This window comes from Ruegeria sp. CJ9, from assembly GCF_056536625.1.
Genome location: NZ_JBQFPY010000005.1, coordinates 1 through 22422, shown reverse-complemented (window position 1 = coordinate 22422; position 22422 = coordinate 1). Strand labels below are relative to the sequence as shown.

The 22422-nt window shown below is 58.9% G+C and carries 21 protein-coding genes and 1 pseudogene; 9 read left to right on the top strand and 13 right to left on the bottom strand.

Features of this window, described 5'->3' with window-relative positions; translation table 11 throughout:
• Nucleotide 1 precedes the first annotated feature (1 nt).
• From addA to regB, 7 genes are all read right to left on the bottom strand, one after another.
• Entirely contained in the window at nt 2-3361 is a 3360-nt protein-coding gene (gene addA / locus ACR0AJ_RS11570) for a double-strand break repair helicase AddA (protein WP_480740872.1), read from the bottom strand.
• A complete protein-coding gene (gene addB, locus ACR0AJ_RS11565) occupies nt 3358-6285 on the bottom strand; it encodes a double-strand break repair protein AddB (RefSeq protein WP_480740871.1) in 2928 nt (975 codons plus the stop codon). The genes addA and addB overlap by 4 nt, the downstream gene beginning before the upstream one ends.
• Nucleotides 6278-6964: a nucleotidyltransferase family protein gene (locus ACR0AJ_RS11560; protein WP_170361087.1), complete on the bottom strand. Its 687-nt coding sequence runs from the start codon at nt 6962-6964 to the stop codon at nt 6278-6280. The genes addB and ACR0AJ_RS11560 overlap by 8 nt, the downstream gene beginning before the upstream one ends.
• The gene (locus tag ACR0AJ_RS11555; RefSeq protein WP_170349531.1) at nt 6961-7965 is read right to left on the bottom strand and encodes an aminoglycoside phosphotransferase family protein; all 1005 of its coding nucleotides are present in this window, start codon (nt 7963-7965) and stop codon (nt 6961-6963) included. Before ACR0AJ_RS11555 ends, ACR0AJ_RS11560 begins: the two co-directional genes overlap by 4 nt.
• Nucleotides 7962-8435 (bottom strand): tRNA (adenosine(37)-N6)-threonylcarbamoyltransferase complex ATPase subunit type 1 TsaE, encoded by a 474-nt coding sequence (gene tsaE, locus ACR0AJ_RS11550; protein ID WP_170349530.1) that lies wholly within the window; start codon nt 8433-8435, stop codon nt 7962-7964. Before tsaE ends, ACR0AJ_RS11555 begins: the two co-directional genes overlap by 4 nt.
• 41 nt (nt 8436-8476) lie before the next feature.
• Nucleotides 8477-9982 (bottom strand): PAS-domain containing protein, encoded by a 1506-nt coding sequence (locus ACR0AJ_RS11545; RefSeq protein WP_170349529.1) that lies wholly within the window; start codon nt 9980-9982, stop codon nt 8477-8479.
• Nucleotides 9983-10046: 64 nt separating this feature from the next.
• Nucleotides 10047-11444, bottom strand: coding sequence for a sensor histidine kinase RegB (regB, locus tag ACR0AJ_RS11540; RefSeq protein ID WP_480740870.1), 1398 nt, complete (start codon nt 11442-11444; stop codon nt 10047-10049).
• 92 nt (nt 11445-11536) lie between these two features.
• Between regB and ACR0AJ_RS11535 the strand changes: the two genes are divergently transcribed.
• The 3 genes from ACR0AJ_RS11535 to ACR0AJ_RS11525 all read left to right on the top strand — a co-directional run bounded on the left by ACR0AJ_RS11535 (nt 11537) and on the right by ACR0AJ_RS11525 (nt 13202).
• Nucleotides 11537-12157: an SCO family protein gene (locus tag ACR0AJ_RS11535; protein ID WP_170376586.1), complete on the top strand. Its 621-nt coding sequence runs from the start codon at nt 11537-11539 to the stop codon at nt 12155-12157.
• An 85-nt stretch (nt 12158-12242) separates the two neighbouring features.
• Complete coding sequence (locus ACR0AJ_RS11530; protein ID WP_142637470.1) at nt 12243-12797, top strand: ActR/PrrA/RegA family redox response regulator transcription factor; 555 nt, start codon at nt 12243-12245, stop codon at nt 12795-12797.
• Nucleotides 12798-12815: 18 nt separating this feature from the next.
• A complete protein-coding gene (locus ACR0AJ_RS11525) occupies nt 12816-13202 on the top strand; it encodes a hypothetical protein (protein WP_170349526.1) in 387 nt (128 codons plus the stop codon).
• Nucleotides 13203-13237: 35 nt separating this feature from the next.
• On the opposite strand, the gene ACR0AJ_RS11520 is transcribed toward ACR0AJ_RS11525, so the two are convergent.
• Entirely contained in the window at nt 13238-13831 is a 594-nt protein-coding gene (locus ACR0AJ_RS11520; protein WP_170349525.1) for an HD domain-containing protein, read from the bottom strand.
• A 204-nt stretch (nt 13832-14035) separates the two neighbouring features.
• Here ACR0AJ_RS11520 and ACR0AJ_RS11515 point away from each other — a divergent pair, with 204 nt between their 5' ends.
• The 4 genes from ACR0AJ_RS11515 (at nt 14036) to ACR0AJ_RS11500 (ending at nt 17087) form a co-directional block, all read left to right on the top strand.
• Complete coding sequence (locus tag ACR0AJ_RS11515; protein ID WP_170349524.1) at nt 14036-14350, top strand: hypothetical protein; 315 nt, start codon at nt 14036-14038, stop codon at nt 14348-14350.
• Nucleotides 14351-14451: 101 nt separating this feature from the next.
• Entirely contained in the window at nt 14452-15840 is a 1389-nt protein-coding gene (gene ahcY, locus ACR0AJ_RS11510; RefSeq protein WP_170361099.1) for an adenosylhomocysteinase, read from the top strand.
• A 13-nt stretch (nt 15841-15853) separates the two neighbouring features.
• On the top strand, nt 15854-16603 hold the full coding sequence (locus tag ACR0AJ_RS11505; RefSeq protein ID WP_480662968.1) for an extensin-like domain-containing protein: 750 nt from the start codon (nt 15854-15856) through the stop codon (nt 16601-16603).
• Between the two features lie 142 nt (nt 16604-16745).
• Nucleotides 16746-17087, top strand: a complete 342-nt coding sequence (locus tag ACR0AJ_RS11500; RefSeq protein WP_170349521.1) for a DUF2853 family protein — start codon at nt 16746-16748, stop codon at nt 17085-17087.
• A gap of 194 nt (nt 17088-17281) precedes the next feature.
• On the opposite strand, the gene ACR0AJ_RS11495 is transcribed toward ACR0AJ_RS11500, so the two are convergent.
• The 5 genes from ACR0AJ_RS11495 to tsaD form a co-directional block, all read right to left on the bottom strand.
• On the bottom strand, nt 17282-18403 hold the full coding sequence (locus ACR0AJ_RS11495) for a hypothetical protein (protein WP_170376597.1): 1122 nt from the start codon (nt 18401-18403) through the stop codon (nt 17282-17284).
• Nucleotides 18404-18563: 160 nt separating this feature from the next.
• Nucleotides 18564-18986 (bottom strand): EVE domain-containing protein, encoded by a 423-nt coding sequence (locus ACR0AJ_RS11490; RefSeq protein WP_170349519.1) that lies wholly within the window; start codon nt 18984-18986, stop codon nt 18564-18566.
• A complete protein-coding gene (locus ACR0AJ_RS11485) occupies nt 18986-19255 on the bottom strand; it encodes a YciI family protein (RefSeq protein ID WP_170349518.1) in 270 nt (89 codons plus the stop codon). The genes ACR0AJ_RS11490 and ACR0AJ_RS11485 overlap by 1 nt, the downstream gene beginning before the upstream one ends.
• Nucleotide 19256: 1 nt before the next feature.
• Nucleotides 19257-20219: an NAD(P)H-dependent glycerol-3-phosphate dehydrogenase gene (locus tag ACR0AJ_RS11480; RefSeq protein ID WP_480647506.1), complete on the bottom strand. Its 963-nt coding sequence runs from the start codon at nt 20217-20219 to the stop codon at nt 19257-19259.
• Nucleotides 20216-21313, bottom strand: a complete 1098-nt coding sequence (tsaD, locus tag ACR0AJ_RS11475) for a tRNA (adenosine(37)-N6)-threonylcarbamoyltransferase complex transferase subunit TsaD (RefSeq protein WP_480647504.1) — start codon at nt 21311-21313, stop codon at nt 20216-20218. The genes ACR0AJ_RS11480 and tsaD overlap by 4 nt, the downstream gene beginning before the upstream one ends.
• A gap of 97 nt (nt 21314-21410) precedes the next feature.
• Here tsaD and ACR0AJ_RS11470 point away from each other — a divergent pair, with 97 nt between their 5' ends.
• Both ACR0AJ_RS11470 and ACR0AJ_RS11465 read left to right on the top strand, forming a co-directional pair.
• Nucleotides 21411-22124, top strand: a complete 714-nt coding sequence (locus ACR0AJ_RS11470; RefSeq protein WP_480662978.1) for a uroporphyrinogen-III synthase — start codon at nt 21411-21413, stop codon at nt 22122-22124.
• 54 nt (nt 22125-22178) lie between these two features.
• Nucleotides 22179-22422: pseudogene (locus ACR0AJ_RS11465) on the top strand (hypothetical protein); the annotation flags it as partial.

Here is a 22422-nt window from a genome sequence, read left to right as displayed (position 1 = left end):
GTCAAGATATCTGGGTGCGGGTCAATGCATCCGTCACAAGATCGTGTGGCAACCACATCAGATCGGCTGTACGCGTCCACAGGATCGCCGTGCGAACTTGTCGACCCGGATAGATCTGCGCCAACGCTTGGGCATAGGCCCCCATCTGTCGCAACAGACCTTCGGGGCAAGCTGATGCGCTTTCAGGAACCGTGGTATTTGATTTGAAATCAATCACCTGCACATCCGCCTCGGTCACGATCAGACGGTCGATCACTCCATGCATGCGCCGCCCGTTCAGATCGGCGGTCACCGGGACCTCGGCCAGTGTGTTTTTGGCGAACACGAATTTCAGATGGTCAGCCGCCAGAACGGCCTGCGCCTCATCCAACAGTTCCTGCCGGTCAGGTTGTTGCATATCAGGTAGAACCCGGGCGCAAAGCTGCGGCCAATTCTCTGGCGCAACGGATGGTAAGTGTTCCAACAACAAGTGTAGGCGCGTGCCACGCAGTTTGGCGGCCTCCTCATCGTGGCCGGTATCTCCGGGTAACGCTTTGGCCCCACCTAAATCAGACGGGCTGAGCGTCTCGGGCGCCTGTTCTGGCACGGACGCTGGGGAAAGGAACTGGTTGGGCAGCGGAGTCGCGGCAATCTCAGGCTCCACATGTTCGACAAGAGGTAACGCGTCCCAATCTGCATGTGACAGACGCAGGGTTTCCGAGCCAGGGACCTGTGCGGCCCCTGCCCGTGCCATCGCAGCCTCGACCATCTGGTACCAACTGGTTCCGTCTTTGCCGACATCCCCGGCGGCGCCGACGATTAGCCACTTTTCGGCCCGCGTTAGAGCCACATATAGCAGTCGAAGCCGTTCATTTTCTTCCCGCGTCCGTGCCTCGGCTCGTGCCTGGGCGATCAAGGCTGGCGAGGCATCCGCGGGTACTTTCCACAGCGGTGTGCCCTCACCCACCATGATCTCGGCATCACGCGGGGCTTGTCGCTTGCCGGTATCCGGCAGGATCACGATCGGGGCCTCAAGCCCTTTGGAGCCATGCACCGTCATCACGCGGATCATGTTGCCGACACCGCTCATCTGCCGCTTGATTTCCAGATCGTCGGTCTGCATCCAGACCAGAAACCCGGTCAAACTGGGAATATCGGTGCGCTCATAAGCCAGTGCCTGTGACAGCAGTGCGTTGATACCATCCTCGGCCTCGGCCCCCAATCGGCCCAGTAGTTTCCGCCGCCCGTCATGCCGGGTCAGAATGCGTTCGATCAGGTCATAAGGGCGCAGAAAGTCGATCTGGCCGCGCAGATCGTTGAGGATGCCTAGCGTTTCGGGAAACTCCTCGGCCCGTTGTCGCAAAGCGGCCCACAGAAACTGTTCCTGCCGCCGATGCGCCAGGTCGAACAATTGTTGTTCACCCCACCCGAACAAAGGCGATTTCAACACTGTGGCCAGTGACAGGCTGTCCTCGGGCGTGGCCAGAAAGCTCAACAGCGCCGCCAGATCCTTGACCGCTAGTTCCGCGCCCACTTTCAAACGGTCGGCCCCGGCAATGGGTAGGCCTTCGGCCTTGCAGGCGCGGATGATCTCGGCAAACAGGTCTGAACGGCGTTGGACGAGGATCAGAAAATCCCCCGGTTGCACCTTGCGCCGAACGAAAGTGCCGGGCCGGTCACCATCCTCGGGGATCGTCTCGCCGGTGTCGATCATGGTCTTGATCGAGCGGGCTACCTGTTCGGCCAGAATGACCGTGTGGTGCCGCGCGCCGGGTCGATCCACCGGATCGGTCCAGTCGCCATCATCATCATCGTCGACCTTTTCAACCACCGGCCACAAATCAACGCGGCCCGGCAAATCGGCCTTAAATGCGCGGTGCAGGCTATCCTTGTGAAACCCAGCCTCGGCACGGTTTTCGAACAGGATATCGACCAGAGACAGGATCGCACTAGAGGATCGGAATGAGTATTCTAGTGTCGAATCCCACAATTTAGAGCCTGATTCTTCCAATCTGCGCCCAAATTCCTGTTGCATCCGGTCAAAGGCCTGCGGGTCGGCGCCCTGAAAGGAATAGATCGACTGTTTCTTGTCGCCGACCACGAAAATAGTCCGCTCGACCCCGGATCGGGCCCCTTCCCCGCTGGTGAATTCCTGAGCCAGCTTTTCAACAACATCCCATTGATCTGGGCTGGTATCCTGCGCCTCATCCACCAGAATGTGGTCGATACCGCCATCAAGGCGGTACAGCACCCATTCCGCCACGGCCGGATCGTTAAGCACCTGCCGTGCGCGCAGGATTAGGTCGTCGAAATCCAGCCAGCCGCGCAACAGCTTGCGGCGTTCGTATTCTGGCAAAAAGGCAGCAGCAAAACGGTGCAGAACATGTGTTTTGCGTGCCGCGACCAGCGCCAGCCGGTGTTCGCGTGCGGCCTCGATCCGAAGCATGAGGGCTTCCAGCTGAGGCATATGACCAGCCAACACGCCTTCCCGCAGGGCTTTGGTGGGGAAACTGTTGATCTTGGCGGTAAAAGGTTCTTTGGCCGATTTGCCCGTCAGAAACACGCCCTCCAACAGCGGCAAGCTGTTGATGCGCGCCTCGGTAAACGCCGCCAGTTTGGCCGCAGCCTTGGCATTGTTGCCGCCACTTTCGGTCAGTGCAGGCAGGATCGCGCGGATCAAGTCGACCTCACCACCCAGAAACACGCGGGCCAGCAGGGCGTTTTCGTCGAACCCGTCGGGCAGATCGAAACGTTGCAGCAGATCAGGCCACTCTATTGGCTGAGAGAAGAGGTTGCGTTTATGCGTGACGGCGGCGGTTAGATTGTCAAAGCCGGTATCTGTGACGAAACGGGCGACGTCCTCAATCAGTGCGGCCTGCGGACCATCGGCAAAATCTTCGACGATCTCTTCGCGCAATAGCGCTGCGGCCCGGTCCTCCATCTCGGAAAACTGAGGACTAACCCCGGCCTCCAAAGGAAATCGCCGCAATAGCGAAGCGCAGAATGAGTGGATCGTTTGGATTTTTAGTCCACCCGGCGTTTCGATGGCGCGGGCAAACAGGGTGCGGGCCTGCGCCAGCCTGTCAGGGTCGATCACGCCCGGCACGCCTAGATCGGTCAGCTGCGCCAGCAAGCTGTCATCCTCCAGCATCGCCCATTCACCCAACCGTTTGAACAACCGGTTCTGCATCTCGCTGGCGGCGGCTTTGGTGTATGTCAGGCAGAGGATATGTTGCGGCTGCACGCCACCCAGCAGCAACCGTGCCACCCGGTCGGTCAGAACCCGCGTCTTGCCCGACCCCGCATTGGCCGCCAACCAGGTCGAGGCATCTGGGCGCGCCGCCTGCACCTGCCGCTCGGTTGCATCATTGCGGGCGTTCATTTCAGCACCTCGGGTGTGGTTTTGTCAGTGCGGTCCCATTCGCCGAACCGGGCGAGGTGGTCATAGTCGCCAACATCCGTGTCCTTGTGCAGCATCCGGCGCGCGGTGAAGCCTTGATCAGGCTCTAAATAGGCAGATACCAGCTCTTTCAGCTCGGTCAGAACCTTGTCAGGCGGCTCCTTGGCCAATGGGGCCGCGACCTCTTTGTAAGTACCGCCCATGCCGATGAATACAGCCTCGGCAACCGGTAACGGATCGATGCCTTCGATGGCGCCTTGCTCGGCCATGGCGGCCTCGATCAGCAATTGTTTGTCGAACTTGGCTTGCTGGCTTTCGGTCGGAGGCGTGCCGGTCTTGTAATCCACGATCCGCAGCGCGCCACGTCTGTTGTGATCGATTCGGTCGGCTCGTCCTGCGATGGTGAAATCCAGTGGCGATAGCACCAGCTTCATCGCGGCCTCAAACGCCACTGGCCCGCCATCGCCACGTCGGGCGGTTTCAGCGGTAAGGAAGTCATCGGCAATCCGCTCAAGCCGTGCCAGCCACAGTTTGCGGGCGGTCGGCCACGCGACATGCTGGTCCAACAGCGTCTCAGCGCGTTTCAGGAAATTCTCGCGTGTCAGCAAAGCGCTGTCCAAAACACTGTCCTTGACGAAATGTTCAAGGATTTCGTGGATGACGATCCCGCGCAGCAAAGCGTCTGGTGCCTGGACCATGGGGTCCAGTGGCCGCAAGCGCAGCACATGTTTGGCGTAGATCGCATAGGGATCGCGGATCAGGCGTTTGATTTCGGTCACGCTCAGACGGCGTGGGCGTGCGGCGACCGGCGGGCGCGGCGATGGACGCGCGGCCGGTTCGATCTTCGGCGCGACCTCAAGCTGTTCCGACCAACGCAGCCATTGCTTGCCACGAGCGCGCATTGAAGCCAGCGCTTCGGGACCACCCTGCCCCGGCAAGCCCTGCAACAGGTTCGTCATCCGGTTCAGCCAGCGCGATGGCACGGTTTCGGCGTCATCGGATCGGGTTGCGCGGGTCAACCAGACCTCGGGCGCTCCGACGGCTTGTTGGAAATCATGCGCTGACAGGCCAATGCGGCGTTCGGGCAGCAACAGCCCCGCCTTGTCGCGCATCTGTCGGTTCAGCCAAGGGTCAGGTGCTGCGGCCTCGGGCCAGCTGCCTTCATTTAGGCCGCCCAGAATCAACAGATCAGCGCCCTGAACCCGGGCCTCAAGCGTTCCCCAGATCATGATATGCGGATGTGGCGCGTCCCGGTCGCGAACCTCTTCCCCCGCCAGCAGCGCGCCCAGCAGGTCGGCGAAATCATGGGCCGTCATCGGGCCGCCATGTTCGGCCTCGTCCTCAAGCGCGGTCAGAATTGACAACGCCTTTTGGCCCGCATTCTTGTCCCACAGCGTTCCGGCGTCGCCTTCACTACCGGCCGATATTGCCTCGGCGAGATTGCGCAGGCGGGTCACCCATTCGGATAGAGGTAATTCACCCGTCACTTGCTGGTCGCAGAACTGCGCCACCAGCCATTGCATCCACTGCTCTGGCACCTCTTTGCGGATGGCAAAAGCGGCCTGGCTGGCGCTGTCGGGGAACGGAGGGCCGTGTCGCCGCAAATCCAGTTCCAGATCACGGGTATGCAGCAGATGCGCACCGCGATCGCCGCCATCGTGGCAAAGCGGATGTTTCAGCAGGGTCAGCAGCGCCTCGCCCTCGAGCCTCCGGGCGAACAGCCCAGCCACATGGCGCAGAAACCGGCCCGGAGCCGATAGTTGCAATGGCAGACCCGCACTGTCATCCGGCAGGATGTTCCACCGATCCAATGCGGCGCTGACCTGACGAGTCAGCATCCGATCAGGCGTGATCAACGCGGCGGTCTGGCCGGTTTCTGCCGCTTCACGCAGACGCAGGGCAATGGCCAATGCCTCGGCGCGGGGGGATTGCGCCTCAACCAGGGTGAGGTCCTTGGTGGCGCCATCCAGATCGGTCAATCTGGGGCCTTCGGACATCCAGGCATCGGTGATCGGTGCGGGTCGTAAGGCAAGTGAGATTAGACGGTTACGGGCAGGGGACGGGGTAGGGTTACCGGTCCAGTGCCCTATCTGGTCAGGCTGCATTTCAAGCCGGGTCATCAGTTTTCGGAACCGGTATTGCGGGTGATCTTCTGAGGCTAGCGCATCGTCCAATCCCTGCCAGACATGGTCAGGCTGATCGAAATCGTAACCAGGCAGGATCAACGCCCCTTGCGGCAGGCGGGCGACGGCCTCCATCAGCATCAATGTGGTGCCACGCGAGCCGGTAGAGCCCGCAAGGATTACCGGATGCTGCGGAGGGGCCACCTGCCAGCGATCAATCAGATTTTCCACCACACGCCGTTGCCGCGCCTGCGCGTCCAGCGCATCAGGGCCAGAGTCAATGAAATGGTCGGCAATCCCGATAAAAGCCTGGGCCCGTGCCCAGTGACCAGACATGTCGCTGACATCCAGCTGCCGGATCGCGTCTGGCGAAACACCTTCGCCCTGCATTTCGTCAATCAGCGCCGCCAGACTGTCGGACAGATCGAACAATGAGGATCGCGCAGCGAGATCAGGCTGTTGCTCCAAGAGCTTGGCAATCAGCTGCGTCAGCTCCAGCCTGCGTCGCAATGCGGGGATGGCGGGCGGGATTTGCGCCAGATCGACGCTTTCGCCCAGATCGGTCACCAGCGACAGGCGCGGCAGCAGGCAGGCCGGGCCCTGATCGAACAGATCGCGTACGCGCCGGGCCATACGGCGCGTGTTGACCACCAATTGGACCCGGGCCAGCGCCTCGGGCGGTTGGTCATTGGCGCGTTGACGCAGGCCATCCACCAGAGCCTTTGGAAAATCTGCGCCCGGAGGCACGGCAAAGACACGGGGCGCAGCGCTGGGTTCAAACATCGGCAATTAGCCCCTCGGCCAGGGCGATCCCCTCGGGGCGGCCCACGTCGCACCAGCGACCGTGGTAGGTGGCCGCGAACAGACGGCCCTGTTTGTGCATCTGATCCCACAGCAAGTTCAGCGAAAATGCTTGTTCAGATATGGCTGCCAGCCCTTCGGTCTTAATGATCTGCGCCCCGCCATAGACTAATCCGGGGCCACGGGTGATCCGGCCCTCGGCATCTGCCGTGAAATCGCCCGGTCCGGCATGCCCGATGGTCTGGGCGATGGGAACACACATAAGCAGCGCATCCATTCGGTTGGGGTCCCACGCTTTGCGCAAAAGGGTCAGAGGGTTCGGCCCAGACCAGATTGCATCCGTATTCAAGGTAAATACCGGATCCAGCCCCAGTAGGGGCAGAGCAGCACGCAGCCCACCGCCTGTTTCCAGAATTTCCGGCTCTTCCAAAGAGGTCAGCACGCCCTTGGGGGTCAGATGCGCTGCAAGCTGGTCGGGCAAATAATGCAGGTTAGCAACCACTCGATCAGCGGGCAGATCGTCCGTCAAATCCAGCGCGTGATCGATCAGCGGGCGGCCTGCGACCTCGATCAGGGGTTTGGGCCGGTCTTTGGTCAAAGTGCCCATACGGGTGCCAAACCCGGCGGCAAACAACATCACGGCGTCGGGGTGTCGGGTCATGTCTGTCTGAGCCTGTCCAGGTTTTCCGGGGTTGGGGCGGGCAGGGCGCCGCGCAGAAGATCAGCAACAGAGACTAGCGCAGGATGGTCCAGATCGCGCATCAGATGCGCCCATGTGGCCGGGATCAGATCGATGTATTGCGGTTTTCCATAGTCCACCGCTAATCGGGCGAACACGCCCAGAATGCGCAGGTTTCGCTGCGCGCCTAACACGGCGTAGGCAGTGCGAAAGTCATGATCCTTTTCGCCGGTTGCGGCGATGTATCGGTTTACCATCCGCATCTCGGTCCCCGGTGCCACATCACGGCGCACATCTTGCAACATCGACACGAGGTCATAGGCCGGGTGGCCCAGCATCGCGGTCTGGAAATCCAGCAATCCCACCCGCTTGACCCCGTCACGGTCCGGCAACCAGATCATGTTTTCCGCGTGATAGTCACGTTGGATCACCACTTTGCGGCCCGAGGTTTCTTGGTGCAAAATATCCGCAAAGCGGTTTTCAAACCGTATCCGAGCGTCTGCATCATGTTCCCCCAATACCGCTTGGGCGTATTTGGTGAAGGACAACGCAGCCAATTCGGTCATCATCGTCGGATCATAAGACGGCAGTGACAGGGTAGGTGCCTTGTGCAACTCGATCAGAACGTCGGTTGCAGCCTCATACAGCTCGCGCTCCATCCGAGGGTTTTGCCTGAGGACGCGGGCGAACAGATCATCGCCCAGATCCTCCAGCAACAGAAAGCCGAATTCTGTGTCCTCGGCATAGATTTCGGGTGCGCTAAGCCCGATTTCCCGCAGATAGTTAGCCATGCGGACAAAAGCCTCAACCGGTTCGGCCTTGCCCGGAGGTGAGTCCATGAAAACAGCCGTGCGGCCAGTATCGGGATCGGTCAAACGTTCGTACCGGCGGTTCGAGGCATCCCCGGCCAGCGGTGCGCGCGTGGCGTTGGACCATGGTGTTTGTGCAATCAGCGCCTCGGCCAGCACAGCCCGGTTCGTCATGCGGCACTCTCCAGTATTTGGGGCCATTTCGGATCGGACCACGAAAGGGTCAGATATCGCAAACCCGTCGTGTTAGGGTCTGTTTTCAAATGCAAGGTCAGGGCGGTGGCAGGGGTCAGCGGACCCAGCTTGTCCGGCCATTCAATCAGGCAAATGGCAGTTTCAAAAGCGTCGGACAGCCCCAGTTCTTCGATCTCTTCCAAGGCGCTTAGCCGGTACAGATCGCAGTGCCAGATCTCGCCAGGTAGGGTGTCATAGGCTTGTACCAGCGTGAAGGTGGGCGAAGGCACGTCCTCGGGCACAGACATCAGTGATTGGATCAGGCTGCGCGCAAAATGGGTCTTACCGCTGCCGATCTCACCCTCAAGCAACAAGATGTCGCCAGGGCGCAATTTTGCACCCAGCCGTGCGGCCAGATCGGCGGTTTCTTCGGGCGAATTCAGGGTGATCGAACGGGCGTGCAACGTCATGGCGCCACAATGACCTTACGCCCGGGCGGCTGCAACCCGGTTCAGGCGCTGATTTGACGGATCGGCAGGGTTGACGGCGCATCCTCGACCGAGAACCGCACAATCGTTGCGCCGTTCTGCATGGGACTGACCGTACAGGACAGTTGGGTGCCGTTCCGCAGCTTTAGGTCGTTGGACCATTCAACACGGTTGTCGCGCATTTCCACAAAATCGCGAATCTCGCCGAGGATCGGTGAGGCAACGCATTGTTCCTGCCAGCCACGCGTCACATCCAGCACGGAATCCGGTTCGAACCCGGCCTCACCAGAATCCCCCCACAATTGTTGATAGGCGCGGTTGGTAAAAGCCAGTGTTCCGTCATCACCAAACACCGCGATGGCATCGGCCAACTTATCCAGAACCGATTGCATCAGATCCATTTCCGAGCGGAAGCGCCGGGTCAGGGTAATCTCGGCCGTGATATCTTCGAACAGAAAAGCCACGGCGCCGTCGGGATGGGGCCGCCCGCTGACCGAATATACTGACCCCGAGGGCAGCGACCAGGTTTCCTGGTAATTCCCGTCCTCGGCCGCTTCGAGCAGGTCGTTCATCTGGTTGCGCCACCCGCGATAATTCTTGGGTTCCGGCATCATGTGTTGATCCCGCAGTCGGTCAAAAAAGCTGGACAGACTGGGGCGGCAACTGAGGAAATCCGGGGGCAGGGTGGTCAAATCGATCAGCGCCGGGTTGAACAAGGCCAGTTGTCGGTTGCGGTCAAATATGGCCAGCCCGATAGACAATTGAGCAAAGGTTTTCGTCATGGTCTGGACGAACTTGCGCTGAGCGGTCTCTGCGGCGACGATGGCATTGATATCGACGGCATAGCACAGGTGCCCCTCGGGGTGATCCACCAGAGTGAGATCGAACCACAGCTTGTTGCCGCTGCCTTCGGACGAAATTGAGATGCGGCTTTTTGCCCCCAACCGTGCGTCTTCATCAGTGCCGGGGAACATCGGTGCGGTCAAATCAGTATCCTGACCGCGGACCTTGCGCACAAGTAAGACATAGGCGGCATTGCACCAGCGCACGTTACCTTGATGATCCAGCAGCCAAACCGGATAGGGGGCCTGTTCCATCGCCAGCCGGATCGGGTCTTGGGGGTCGCGCTGCACCGGGTCGGGGCGGTCGGTACTGTCGCGCAGTTGCACCCGCACGATCCCGTCGATCCATTCACACAGGACATCGCGTTCGATGGTGCAGTCGATGGCAGGAATGATCAGGGTACCTTCGCGTCGAATACGGTCTGGTGTTTCCGGAAAGGTCGGAAAGTCCCGTTGCAGCAGGCGGCGCAGATCAGGCCAGTCGCGGACTGCCTGAAACCCTTCCAGAGCAATATCGGAATGGCTGATAAGGCGGTCCTCATCGAACAGAAACACTGCATCGAACAGCGACGCGGGTGAGGACAGACCGAAACTATCGCCCCGCTGCCGACGACGGGGCAAAAGCCATTGCACCGCCAGGCTAGCGGATACCAGGCTGATAGCGGCCAGAATGATCCAGTCGACCATGCTCTCCTCGGTACTGATATCACGAGAAGGAACTATGCGCGTTAATGGTTAACGGGGTCTTAACTCAGACCTGGATACGCTGGTTCGCACCCGACGGGACAGGCGTGTCGCCGGTTTGCGCGTCGATCAGATTTCGCGGCCAGGAAACCTGTACGATTGCGCCCCGCCGGTCTTTTTTGTCGCTCAGGTTCTGATAGGGATCTGACCCGTTGGCGAATTGAAGCTCTGCCCCGCTGCGTTCCAGCAGGGTTTTGGCAATGAATAACCCCAGCCCCATGCCTTCATACTCCGGGCGGGTCCGCTGATCGGATTCGGCTCGGCGGCGGCGCATGAAGGGATCACCGATACGGCCAATCATCTGCGAAGGGTACCCGCGCCCGTCATCCATGATATTGATGGTGATCTGATCGGAGGTCCATTCGGCCTCGACCCAGACATTGGCGCGGGCGAAATCCACCGCATTCTGGATCAGGTTGCGCAATCCGTGAATGATCTCGGGCTTGCGCAGGATCGAGGGTTGCTGCACATCACCGTCCCCGGCAGGCCCTTCGTCAAAATGCACCGTCTTGCCGCGATGAATATGCGGTTCGGCGGCTTCATGCACCACGGTGGACAGAGGAGCCTGCCGCAGATGCAGATCATCTTTGCCGGCACGGCCCATATCGCGCAGGATATCGCGGCAGCGATTGGCCTGTTCGCGGATCAGCGCGGCATCGTCTTTCAGGTCGGGGCGGTCATCCAGCTCTTCGATCAGCTCGGAACTGGTCAGCTTGATCGTGGCCAATGGCGTTCCCAGCTCATGCGCGGCGGCGGCGACCACACCGCCCAGATCGGTCAGCTTCTGTTCGCGCGCAAGGGCCATGTGGGTGGCTGCAAGCGCTTCGGACATGGATCGGACCTCGGAACTGACGCGGTGTGAGTAGGCGCCAATGAACACGATTGCGATCACGATCGCGGCCCAGTTTCCGAATAACAACATGTCGGGGATCAGCAACGCCTCGCCCTGCTCCGTGCGCAGCGGCAGATGAAACTCAGCCAGCAAGGATGCCACAACAATCGCAACACCCCCCACGATCAGGGTTGAACGCGTACTCATTACGTTTGCCGAAATGGTCACCGGCCCCAGCAGAAGCAACGCAAACGGGTTGTTCAGACCACCGGTCAGATACAGCAGAATGGCCAGTTGCAGCAGATCGAACAGAACCATCAGGAAGTTCTCGAACTCGGTCAGGCGCTTGTTTTGCGGGAACAGAAGAATGGCCGTCATGTTGCCCATGACCGAAACACCAATGGCCAGATAACACAGGGCCAGTTCCAGCTGCACGTGATAATATCGCTGTGCCACGGTGATGGCCGTGAACTGGCCAATGATGGCCACCCAGCGCAATAGGATCAGCGTGCGTAGCCGAATCCAGTTGCTGCCTTCCTGACCGGTCCACGAAGTGATGTTGGAATTTGCCATCGGTCTATTATGTCCTGTTGCATCGGCTGTTCATCTTGATAGGTGTCCCGGCGAAAACGATCAACAACCCCTCTCATTTCAGGATTGATGTCATGACCCGCCTTTATGCCATCCTCGCAACCGTAGTTCTGGCCGTTGGCCTGGGCGCCATGTGGCTGCTGACGCTGGGGGGCCGGTCGGACGATCAGTTCGCGCAATGCCGTTCCGGCCAGATCGCCGGTGGCTCAGCCGCGATTGGCGGCCCGTTCGAGCTGATCAACGGCAAGGGTGAGACCGTTACCGACAAAGATGTGATCACCGAGCCGACACTGGTTTATTTCGGCTATACCTTCTGCCCCGATGTCTGCCCTTTCGATATGTCGCGCAATGCCGAGGCCGTGGATATTCTGGCCGAGCGTGGCCAGTCTGTGACGCCGCTGTTCATCTCGATCGACCCGGATCGCGACACACCCGAAGTGATGGCTGATTATGCGTTCAATCTGGGCGGCAAAACCATCGCTCTGACCGGCACGCCCGAGCAGGTCAAGGCCGCCAGCCAAACCTACAAGACCTATTACAAGGCTCATGACAAAAGCGACGAATTCTATCTGGTCGACCATTCCACCTTTACTTACCTGATGACGCCCGAGCATGGATTCCTGGAATTCTTCAACCGCGACGACACGGCGGAGCAGATGGCCGACAAGGTCGGGTGCTTCCTGGATCAGATGTAGGGCGCACAGTCGATTTGACCTTTGAAATGGCGCTGCTATTACTCATGTTTAAGCCAAAGACGTAAAATTACGGAAAGAACAGAATATGGCGGACAGCTCTGACCTGGATATCGGCCCCGATAAATCCCTGCTTTTGGTGGATGATGATGAGCCGTTTCTGAGACGTCTGGCCAAAGCCATGGAGAAGCGCGGGTTCGAAGTTGAGACCGCAGGTTCCGTCGCCGCAGGCCGCGCCATTTCTACAGCCCGCCCCCCTGCATATGCCGTTGTCGACCTGCGGCTTGAGGATGGCAACGGTCTGGATGTGGTCGAAGTTTTGCGCGAAAAACGCCCCGACAGCCGGGTTGTGGTTCTGACCGGATATGGCGCGATTGCCACCGCCGTGGCCGCCGTCAAGATCGGCGCGACCGACTACCTGTCAAAACCCGCCGATGCCACCGACATCACCAATGCGCTGCTGGCCAAAGGTGACGAACTGCCGCCACCGCCGGAAAACCCCATGAGCGCGGACCGCGTGCGCTGGGAGCATATCCAGCGGGTGTATGAGCTGTGCGACCGGAATGTCTCCGAGACCGCCCGTCGCCTGAACATGCACCGCCGAACGTTGCAGCGAATTTTGGCGAAGCGCAGTCCGAGGTAGGCTACAGACTCAGTTCGAATGGTGTTGCAGCTATTGGCGAAAACCGCGCCTGAAACTTGGGTGCAACGTCTAGGCGCTTTGGTTTTTGGCGTCTGTTCCCTCGGAGCTCTGATCGTTGTGGGATCCATTGTTTTTCAAACTTGGAATGGACCATGGACTATGACCGGCTTAACGGCGAGTGTCTTTGGACTAGCAACTTGTTCTCTTTTGACCTTCTTCGGCATCGCCCATGCTTTGTCGGCACTTTTCCCCAAACTTATTGGGGCCAAGCAAACCCGTTCATCTCTGGAGCCCTTTGATACCGGTGAGATGAATGCGGAGAAATTGAGGTTTCTATATCAACTTATCGGCTGGTTGACTCTGATCGGTCTGTCTGTGATCGGATTTTTGTACATTTCCTATTGATTGGACCAATTGATCCGAGAACACGCCATCCTTTGTTAAATCTTCTGGATCAGATTCTCATGCCGCGCCATATACGCCTCGCGTGCCTCAACCGGCGGGCGTAACGTAATCGTCAATCCTTCCATCACCGACTTATCCGGACGACCAAAGAACTTCGTCGCCTCGGCCTCGGAAAACCCCGCGATTTGCGTTGCCTCCATCCAGGCGCTGATCTTGTCGGCTTTCTTGATCTGCCGTTTCACCGTTTTCGGCACTGCAGCAGGCAACCCGAACCGAATGTGGATCGCGGCCGCCAGACGATCATCCAAAGCGCCGTAATCGGGGCCAACGGCGGATTTGACCGGCGAGATCATATCTCCGATCACATATTCCGGCGCATCATGTAACAAAGCCGCGAGGCGCCATTTCACCGGTGCTTTGGGCGCAATCCGGCCAAAAAGCTCTTCGACCAGCAGGGAATGCTCGGCCACGGAATAGGCGAAATCACCCGCCGTTTGGCCGTTCCAACGGGCCACAAAGGCCAATCCGTGGGCGATATCTTCGATTTCGATGTCCACGGGGGTCGGATCCAGCAGATCCAGCCTGCGCCCCGACAGCATTCTTTGCCACGCTCGTGCTTGTGTTGCCATTATGCCATGCCCTGTGAAGTCGCTCACGTAAGTTTTGGGTTTTTGTGTTATGATGTACCTGTCGAGATCACCAGCTGCCAACTTTTTCTTGACCAGACGTGCTTTGAATTGGCGCGTGGTGATACCGACATCTGTGCTGAGGGGGGTGCATGCTCCTCCTGGTGTGCCCCTCTCGGAACGTAACTCGTATCGAAGGGAGCTACTATGTTTAAGCGACTGTTTGGAATTACCCTGGCCTTTGGAATGGCCGCCACTGCCCCCCCTGCATTTGCCCAAGGTTGTGCGCAACGCGAGCATGTGATCGCCAAGCTGCAAGACAGCTATTCAGAAGAGCTGGTCTTTGGTGGATTGCAGAAAACGCGTGGTGCGCAGGCGGTTATGGAGGTTTGGACCTCGAAGGAAACCGGAAGCTACACGGTTCTGGTGACCCAAGCGAACGGCATTAGTTGTATTGTCGCCGTTGGCACCGATTTTTTTGAAGCGATCCCGAAGATTACACTAAAGGGTGAGCCCAGCTGATTTTTGCTGCCAAATAATCTGTTTTCGGCCATCTGCGTTGCTACCTGCCCCAAGGGATGCTAGGGGGCAGCCCGGACCTGCTTACCGGAATGGAGTATATGATGGCCGGGGACTATATCGTCAAAGACATTGCGCTGGCCGGGTTTGGCCGCAAAGAGCTGGACATCGCCGAAACCGAGATGCCGGGCCTGATGGCCCTGCGCGCGGAATACGGTGACGCAAAGCCCCTTAAAGGTGCGCGGATCGTCGGCTCGCTGCACATGACCATCCAGACGGCTGTTCTGATCGAAACATTGGTGGCGTTGGGCGCGGATGTGCGCTGGGCGTCGTGCAACATCTTCTCAACCCAGGATCACGCGGCGGCAGCCATTGCCGAGGCTGGTATTCCGGTCTTTGCGATCAAAGGCCAGACGTTGGAAGAGCATTGGGATTATCTGGACAAATCCTTCCTGTTCGAAGACGGCCCGAACATGATTCTGGATGATGGCGGCGACGCAACGCTGTATATCCTGCTGGGCGCACGTGCCGAAGCCGGCGAAGACATCATCCCCGTTCCGGGCTCGGAAGAGGAAGAAGTCATTAAGGCCCAGATCGCCAAGCGAATGGCGGCAAGCCCTGGCTGGTTCACCAAGATGCGTGATCAGATCCAGGGCGTGTCCGAGGAAACCACCACCGGTGTGAACCGCCTGTATCAGCTGGTGAAAGACGGCCACCTGCCGTTCCCGGCGATCAACGTGAACGACAGTGTCACCAAGTCGAAATTCGACAACAAATACGGTTGTAAGGAATCGCTGGTCGACGGCATCCGTCGTGCCACCGACACGATGATGGCCGGTAAAGTTGCTGTCGTTTGTGGTTATGGTGACGTGGGCAAAGGCTCGGCCGCCTCGCTGCGCGGCGCGGGTGCCCGTGTGAAAGTGACCGAAGTTGACCCGATCTGCGCCCTGCAGGCGGCGATGGACGGGTTCGAAGTCACTCTGCTGGAAGACGAAGTCGCATCGGCCGATATCTTCATCACCACCACCGGCAACAAGGACGTGATCCGCATCGAGCATATGCGCGAGATGAAGGACATGGCCATCGTCGGCAACATCGGTCACTTCGACAACGAAATTCAGGTGGCAAGCCTGAAGAACCACAAATGGACCAACATCAAGGAACAGGTGGACATGATCGAGATGCCGTCGGGCAATCGTCTGATCCTGCTGTCCGAAGGCCGTTTGCTGAACCTCGGCAACGCCACCGGTCACCCGTCATTCGTGATGTCAGCTTCTTTCACCAACCAGGTTCTGGCGCAGATCGAGCTGTTCACGAAGGGTGATGAGTACAACAACGACGTCTACATCCTGCCCAAGCACCTGGATGAGAAGGTCGCGCGCCTGCATCTGGATCGCATCGGTGTGAAGCTGACCCAAATGGACAGTGAACAGGCGGCTTATATCGGCGTGAAACCCGAAGGCCCCTATAAGCCCGAGCATTACCGCTATTGATTGCGGAACGGGGATGACCAAACGCACAAGACGCCGCCGGATTTTGTATCTGGCGGCGTCTTTGTTTTTTACACTCGTTGCCTTGCTGATCGTCGTGGGCGGCGGCGGGTGGTGGGTGTTGTCGCATCCGCAAACTCCGGTGCCGCCACATTGGAACCCACTGCGGGACTTGACCGTGACAGCACCGGTTACGCCGGTCACCGCGTATCAGCTGCGCCGCGCCTTGGGGGACGAGGCACAGTGCCGGGCCGCCCTGTCCGCAGCCGAAGTGGTTTTTGAGCCGATGGACGAGCTGGTGGTGGATCGGAACTGTGGCATTGCCGGTCGGGGTCTGCTGTCTGGTTTGACCACCGCACGGATCGAGGCGGTCGAAACCAGCTGCACCACAACATTGCGGCTGGCCTTATGGGAACATCACGTGGTGCAGCCCGCCGCGCGCGAGATCTTGGGCACCGACGTGCGCGCCTTACGCCACGTGGGCAGCTACAATTGCCGCCGGATGCGCACTGCGCAGGGGCAGGACAGCGGCTGGAGCAGCCACGCCACCGCGGACGCGATTGATATAATCGGTCTGCAACTGGGGGATGGCCGATCCCTGATCCTGCTGACAGATTGGGACACGCCCGGACCCGAGGCCGCTTTTTTGCATCGGATTGGACGTGGTGCTTGTGACTGGTTCCGGGTTGTTTTAGGGCCAGATTACAATCGCTTGCACGCCGACCATTTCCACCTGCAGGGTCCGGGTTGGGGCTTTTGCCGCTAGGCTAGCCGGGCCGCTTTGCGCCCTTATCGGCATTAGGGGGAGAAATCCCTTAATTTTTTCCTTTCGGAAAAATATCCGTCGCGGCTAACCTTAATGAAGACGGTAAGGGTGCCGTTTCATTGTAACTTAGGGAGATTGGGACATGGGAAAACGCGACGAGCTGATCGCAAAATACGCAGATGATCTGAAAAACAAATGCGGAATGGACCCTGATATGGACCTGCTGACCAAGGTCACAATCGGATGTGGTCCGGCGATCTATGACGCCGACGCGTCGACCGTGGCTGCCACGCAGGAAGGTGAGATCGAGACGGTCAAGAACAACTTTCTGATCAAGAAGCTGGGCCTGTCAGACGGGCCAGAGTTGACGGGCGCAATCAACACTGCGCTTGAAACCTATGGCATGTCTGAGCGTAACAAATACCGCGCCGTTGTCTATTACATGCTGACCAAGCATTTCGGCAAAGAGTCGGTCTACGGCTGATCCCTTGATGCCCGTCAGGCCACTGGCGGGCGTTTTCAATTTTAAGCACTTGGTGTTTGTGCTGACCACCAGAACTCTACTAATATCTAAGAGTGACCAGTACGGTCAGAGCCAAAGATTTCCAGACGCGTGTGGTGAGTAGGGAGCACGCGGGGGTAGGGAAGGTTCTGCATCGTCGGAACCTTCCCGCATTTTTATTGGAACTCTTCAATAATTCGGGCAACAAACCGTTCCACTGAATCTGGCCCTCGATTTGGTTGGCGTTTTCTTCCACCTCCCTTACCGGCCAGATAAACCTCAATATGACCCGGTCGCGTTTTTGGACCGGACTTCGTAAAGTCCCGAGAGATACCGCCAAGCAAACTTGCTGTCAGTTCCGCAATTTGCGCGTCCTTGGGGTGATAGAATCGGACCTGAGTCGCCTTCACGGCATAATTTACCCGCGCCGTTGCAATCACGTCAGTCTGGTCCGAGGTCAAAATCTCAAGCACGGCGATGCTGGTTTCGTTCGACACGCCAACGGGTACAAAAAGAGATACCCCTGTTTCAGCCGGCTGGTCATGATTAGGCAGGCTGTCATGCTTTTCGGGGATCACGAGAACCGATCTCGGTGCGGTGGCTCGGGCGATCACGAGGTCAGGTACGGTTGTTAGCGGAGCCACCGGTTCGTAAGAGCCTTGTATCACTGGTGGCAATAGAGTCTCACCCCAGGCAGGCGCATAGTCCATTGGAAAATGTGAGTTGCCCCCTACTGAACCTGGCTCCGTAGTTGCAGTGGAGGTCTTGTGCGTCACTTTGGCAAACCGCGAAACCGGTTTTGCGGTGTCTGATCCCAAGCTGGACAGGGTCGTATCACCGTCATTTGGATCGCCTGCCGCCGGATTTGCGTTTGTGTCGATTTCTGCTGTTGTATCAATAGATAAGCTGGTTTGAACCACTGCGTCGGGGTTTCGCCATCCTGCGAAAACGCTTGTTGCGGCCCAATGCAGGGTAGCGCCACAGAACATTGCACCAAAAACGATCGGATACATGCGATTGACGCGCTGTTTTCGGGGCGGTTGTATTGGGTGTTTCGACTGAGAACTTTTGAACACAACCTGCTCAAGTTTGAATTCACCGGGTTCTGCGGGGCTGTCTTCCTGCGGCGCTTCAATATCGATTTCCGGTGACATTTCCAGGTGACTTGATTGCTGCACATCGGCCAGCGCAGCGGCGCGCTGCTTTCGCGCAATCTCAAGGCGCGCTTCCCAGCATTTTGAACTCAGCTCAGCAGCAATGTCTTCGTTCTTCCCACCGCTGCCTTCAACGTCAGACATGGGTTCTTGCTTTCGAATTGATCAACCAAAGATCGAGCAACACCAAAAGACAGACGACCACTGAAACTGCGGCCGCCATTGCCCCCACATGGTGCAGCCCAAAAAATATACCATTTTATTGGTGGTTTGAGAAGGTTTGCACCCTTAGACGTTGATTCCGTCAATCCGGTTGGGTGGCCCCCAGCGCACAGATGGTTGCCCATTCCTCATCAGTCACAGGTTGAACGGACAGGCGCGAGTTTTTCACCAGCACCATCTCGTCCAAACGTTCATCTGCCTTGATCTGCTCTAAAGTGACAGCTGTGGTGAACGGGCGTACAGCCTTGATATCCACACATTCCCAGCGTTCATCATCTGTAGTGCTGTCGGGGTGGGCCTCGGCGCAGACCTCGACAATGCCGACAATCGCCTTGTCCTTTTGCGAGTGGTAGAAAAACCCGCGGTCACCGATTGCCATCTGACGCATGAAATTGCGCGCCTGATAATTGCGCACGCCGTCCCACTCTTCGCCCGCATCCCCTTTGGCAACCTGCTGATCCCAGCTCCAGGTTGAGGGTTCGGATTTGAACAGCCAATATGCCATCAGCCGACGACCTTCTTCCATACGATCAGATCAACGGATTGAAACAGCCCTGCTTTGGCATAGGGATCGTTGTCTGCCCATGTTTGCGCAGCAGCCATGTCCTCGACCTCAAGAATGATCAACGAGCCGATCATCGCGTCGCCGTCCAGCAGGGGGCCTGCCTGTGCAACAACGCCAGTTTCCTCGATATAGGCCAGGTGGTTGGCGCGATTGTCCAGCCGGGTTTGCAGGGCGCCGTCCTTGTCCTTGGCGATCAGGGCAATGAGCATATTATTCCTCCTTGAGGGGTCGGTTAAGCAGAGTTTGAATGGCTTGGGGCACACTATAGGTGCCGTGGCTCAGGTCGGCCACCGTGGCGCTGATGGGCATGTCCAGCCCCTCAGCCGTGGCAATGTCCGCCATGGCGCGCGCGGTTGCGACGCCTTCGACCGTTGTTTGGCTGTCGAAAGGGCGATTTTGACCCAAACACAGGCCAAAACGATAATTTCGGGACAATTCGGATGAGCAGGTCAGCACCAGATCGCCTAATCCGGACAGGCCCATCAAGGTATCGGGACGCGCGCCGCGCATCAAAGCGAACCGCTGCATCTCGGCAAAGCCACGGGTCATCAGGGCAGCGCGGGCACTGTCGCCCAGCCCGGCCCCAATGGCAGCGCCGCAGCCGATGGCCATGACGTTTTTCAAGGCTCCGCCCAATTCCGCGCCGATCACGTCGGTGGTGCGATAAAGGCGCAGGTTCGCAGTGGTCAGTTCGGTCTGCAGCGTTTCACTCAGATCACCATCCGCGCAGGCCAGCGTCAGCGCCGTGGGCAGCCCACGCGCGATGTCATCGGCAAAGCTGGGCCCGGTCAGCAGGGCCGGGCGCGCATCCGGGATGGTCTGGCGGATCACCGAGATTGGACCAAGGCCCGAGGACAGTTCGATCCCCTTACAGCAGGCAACCAGCGTCTTACCGGCCAAAACCGGGGCATGTTCCGTCAGAGCTGCACGCAATTTCTGCATAGGCACCGCCAGCAGCAAGACATCAGCGGTCACGGCGTCCTGCATGTCGGCTGTCACCAACACTTCGTTCGGCAGGGCCACTTTTGGCAGGCGCGCTGCGTTTTGGCGGCTGTCTTGCATTTGGTTGGCTTGCTCGGTGTTGCGCGACCACAGCGTCACCGACCCATTCCCGGCCAGCGAAATCGCCAAAGCGGTGCCAAATGCCCCAGATCCAAGGACAGCGACGCTCATGCCTTGGCTCCTTTCTTGCCGCTGCCCAGCATGGCGGGACTGGTCTGATCCAACGGCCAGCGGGGCCGGGCGGTCAGGTCCAATCCATCCCGGGCACCGGTACGAAACCGCTCCATCCCGGCATAGGCAATCATGGCGGCGTTATCGGTGCATAGGTTCAGCGGCGGGGCCGTGAATTGCGTGTCTTTTTCTGTGCAAACAGTCTCTAATGCGGCACGAATGGCCGAATTTGCTGCTACGCCACCTGCAACCGCGATCACCGGCTCTGCAGGGTTTTCCTCCAAATACAGATCCATCGCCCGGCGCGTTTTTTCGGCCAATGTGTCGACAATGGCCTGCTGAAACCCAGCGCAGAGATCTGCGCGGTCCTGTCGGGTCAACCCACCCTTTTCGGCAACGATCTGGTCTCGCATCCGCATCAGCGCGGTCTTGAGCCCCGAGAACGATAGATCACATCCTGGCCGGTCCAACAGTGGGCGTGGAAAGCGGAATCGCTTGGGATCGCCCGACCGGGCTTCGACCTCGACCGAGGGGCCGCCGGGTTGCGGCAAGCCCAGCAGGCGGGCGGTTTTGTCGAACGCTTCGCCGGGGGCATCGTCGATGGTGCCGCCCAGACGGGTGAATTTTTCCGGTCCGTGGGCAATCAGGTACTGACAATGCCCCCCCGAGACCAGCAGCATCAGATAAGGAAAAGCGATCCCATCCGTCAGACGCGGTGTCAGGGCATGCCCGGCCAGATGGTTCACCCCGACCAATGGCAGGCCAGATGCTGCACTCAGCCCCTTGGCACACATGACGCCCGACATGACGCCGCCGATCAGACCCGGCCCGGCGGTGACCGCGATGGCGTCCATATCGGCCAGGGTCAGCCCTGCGGACTGTAACGCCTGCACCACGCAGACATCCAGTTTTTCGGCATGCGCGCGGGCGGCAATTTCGGGCACTACGCCGCCAAAAGCGCTGTGCAATTCGGTCTGGCCATGCACGATAGAAGACAGAACCTCGGCCTCTGCACCATCGGTTTGGCGCACGACGGCGGCGGCCGTGTCATCACAGCTGCTTTCCAACCCGAGGATGGTAAGTGTTTGCACCATTGGCCTGATCCGTTACACCATGACTGCCAAGCGGGGTATCACCCTGCGCGGATGCAAACAATCCCAAGGCGGAAGGCGCCGACCGTTGTATTTGTTGATGACCCGCCCTCGCGCCGCCTCAGAACGGTTTGTCGCGCAGCTGCCGGCCCGCACCAGATCCCGGGTCAAGGTCATCTATTCCCCGCTACTCGAAATCAACCCCTTGCCGATCAATGTCGACACCAGTGGTGTGCGGGGATTGATTTTCACCTCGGCCAATGGGGTGAATGCTGCCGTATCCTTGGGCTTGTCTCGGGACATGCCCGCCTTTTGCGTCGGCCCTGCCACTACCAGTACGGCCCAAACTGCTGGTTGGAACGCGCAGATGGTTGGCGCAGCGGCCGAAGAACTGGTGGCCTATCTGCTGAAACATCGGCCCGACAGCCCGCTTTTGCATTTGCGTGGAGAACACAGCCGGGGCAATGTCGCCACCCGCCTGACTGAGTCGGGACTGACCGTGCGCGAACAGGCCGTCTATCAGCAGCGCCTGTTACCGCTGACACCCGAGGCCGCAGCCGCCACCGATGGCAAAGAGCCGGTCATCGCACCGTTATTTTCGCCCCGGACGGCGCGACAATTTGCCGATATCTGGGCTGGTTCAGCGCCCCTGTGGCTTGCCGCAATCAGCGAAGCGACTGCGGAACCCCTTTATTTTTTGGACTATGCGCATCTAAGGGTCGCCAAAGCGCCAACCCCCAAGAAAATGCGGAAAGCGGTTAAAAAACTTGTGAAACATGCGATGCGGGTTGAGGGTAGCGATACCACCGATTAACTTAGAGTGGCCTGTTATTCATATGATTTTGGATTCGATAAGGGGAATGTTGCGGTGGCTCGTAAGAAGAAAACCGATCAAAAGCCAGTGGAAGACCCCAAGTCGGACGAAGCGGTCGAATCCACAATTGCTGAGGAACAAGCTACTGTTGACGCGGCCGAGCCGGTAGAAGAGGGCTTTTCCGAAGCCGAAGCCGAAGCCGAAGCCGAAGCCGAAGCCGAAGCCGAAGCCGAAGCCGAAGCCGAAGCCGAAGCCGAAGCCGAAGCCGAAGCCGAAGCCGAAGCCGAAGCCGAAGCCG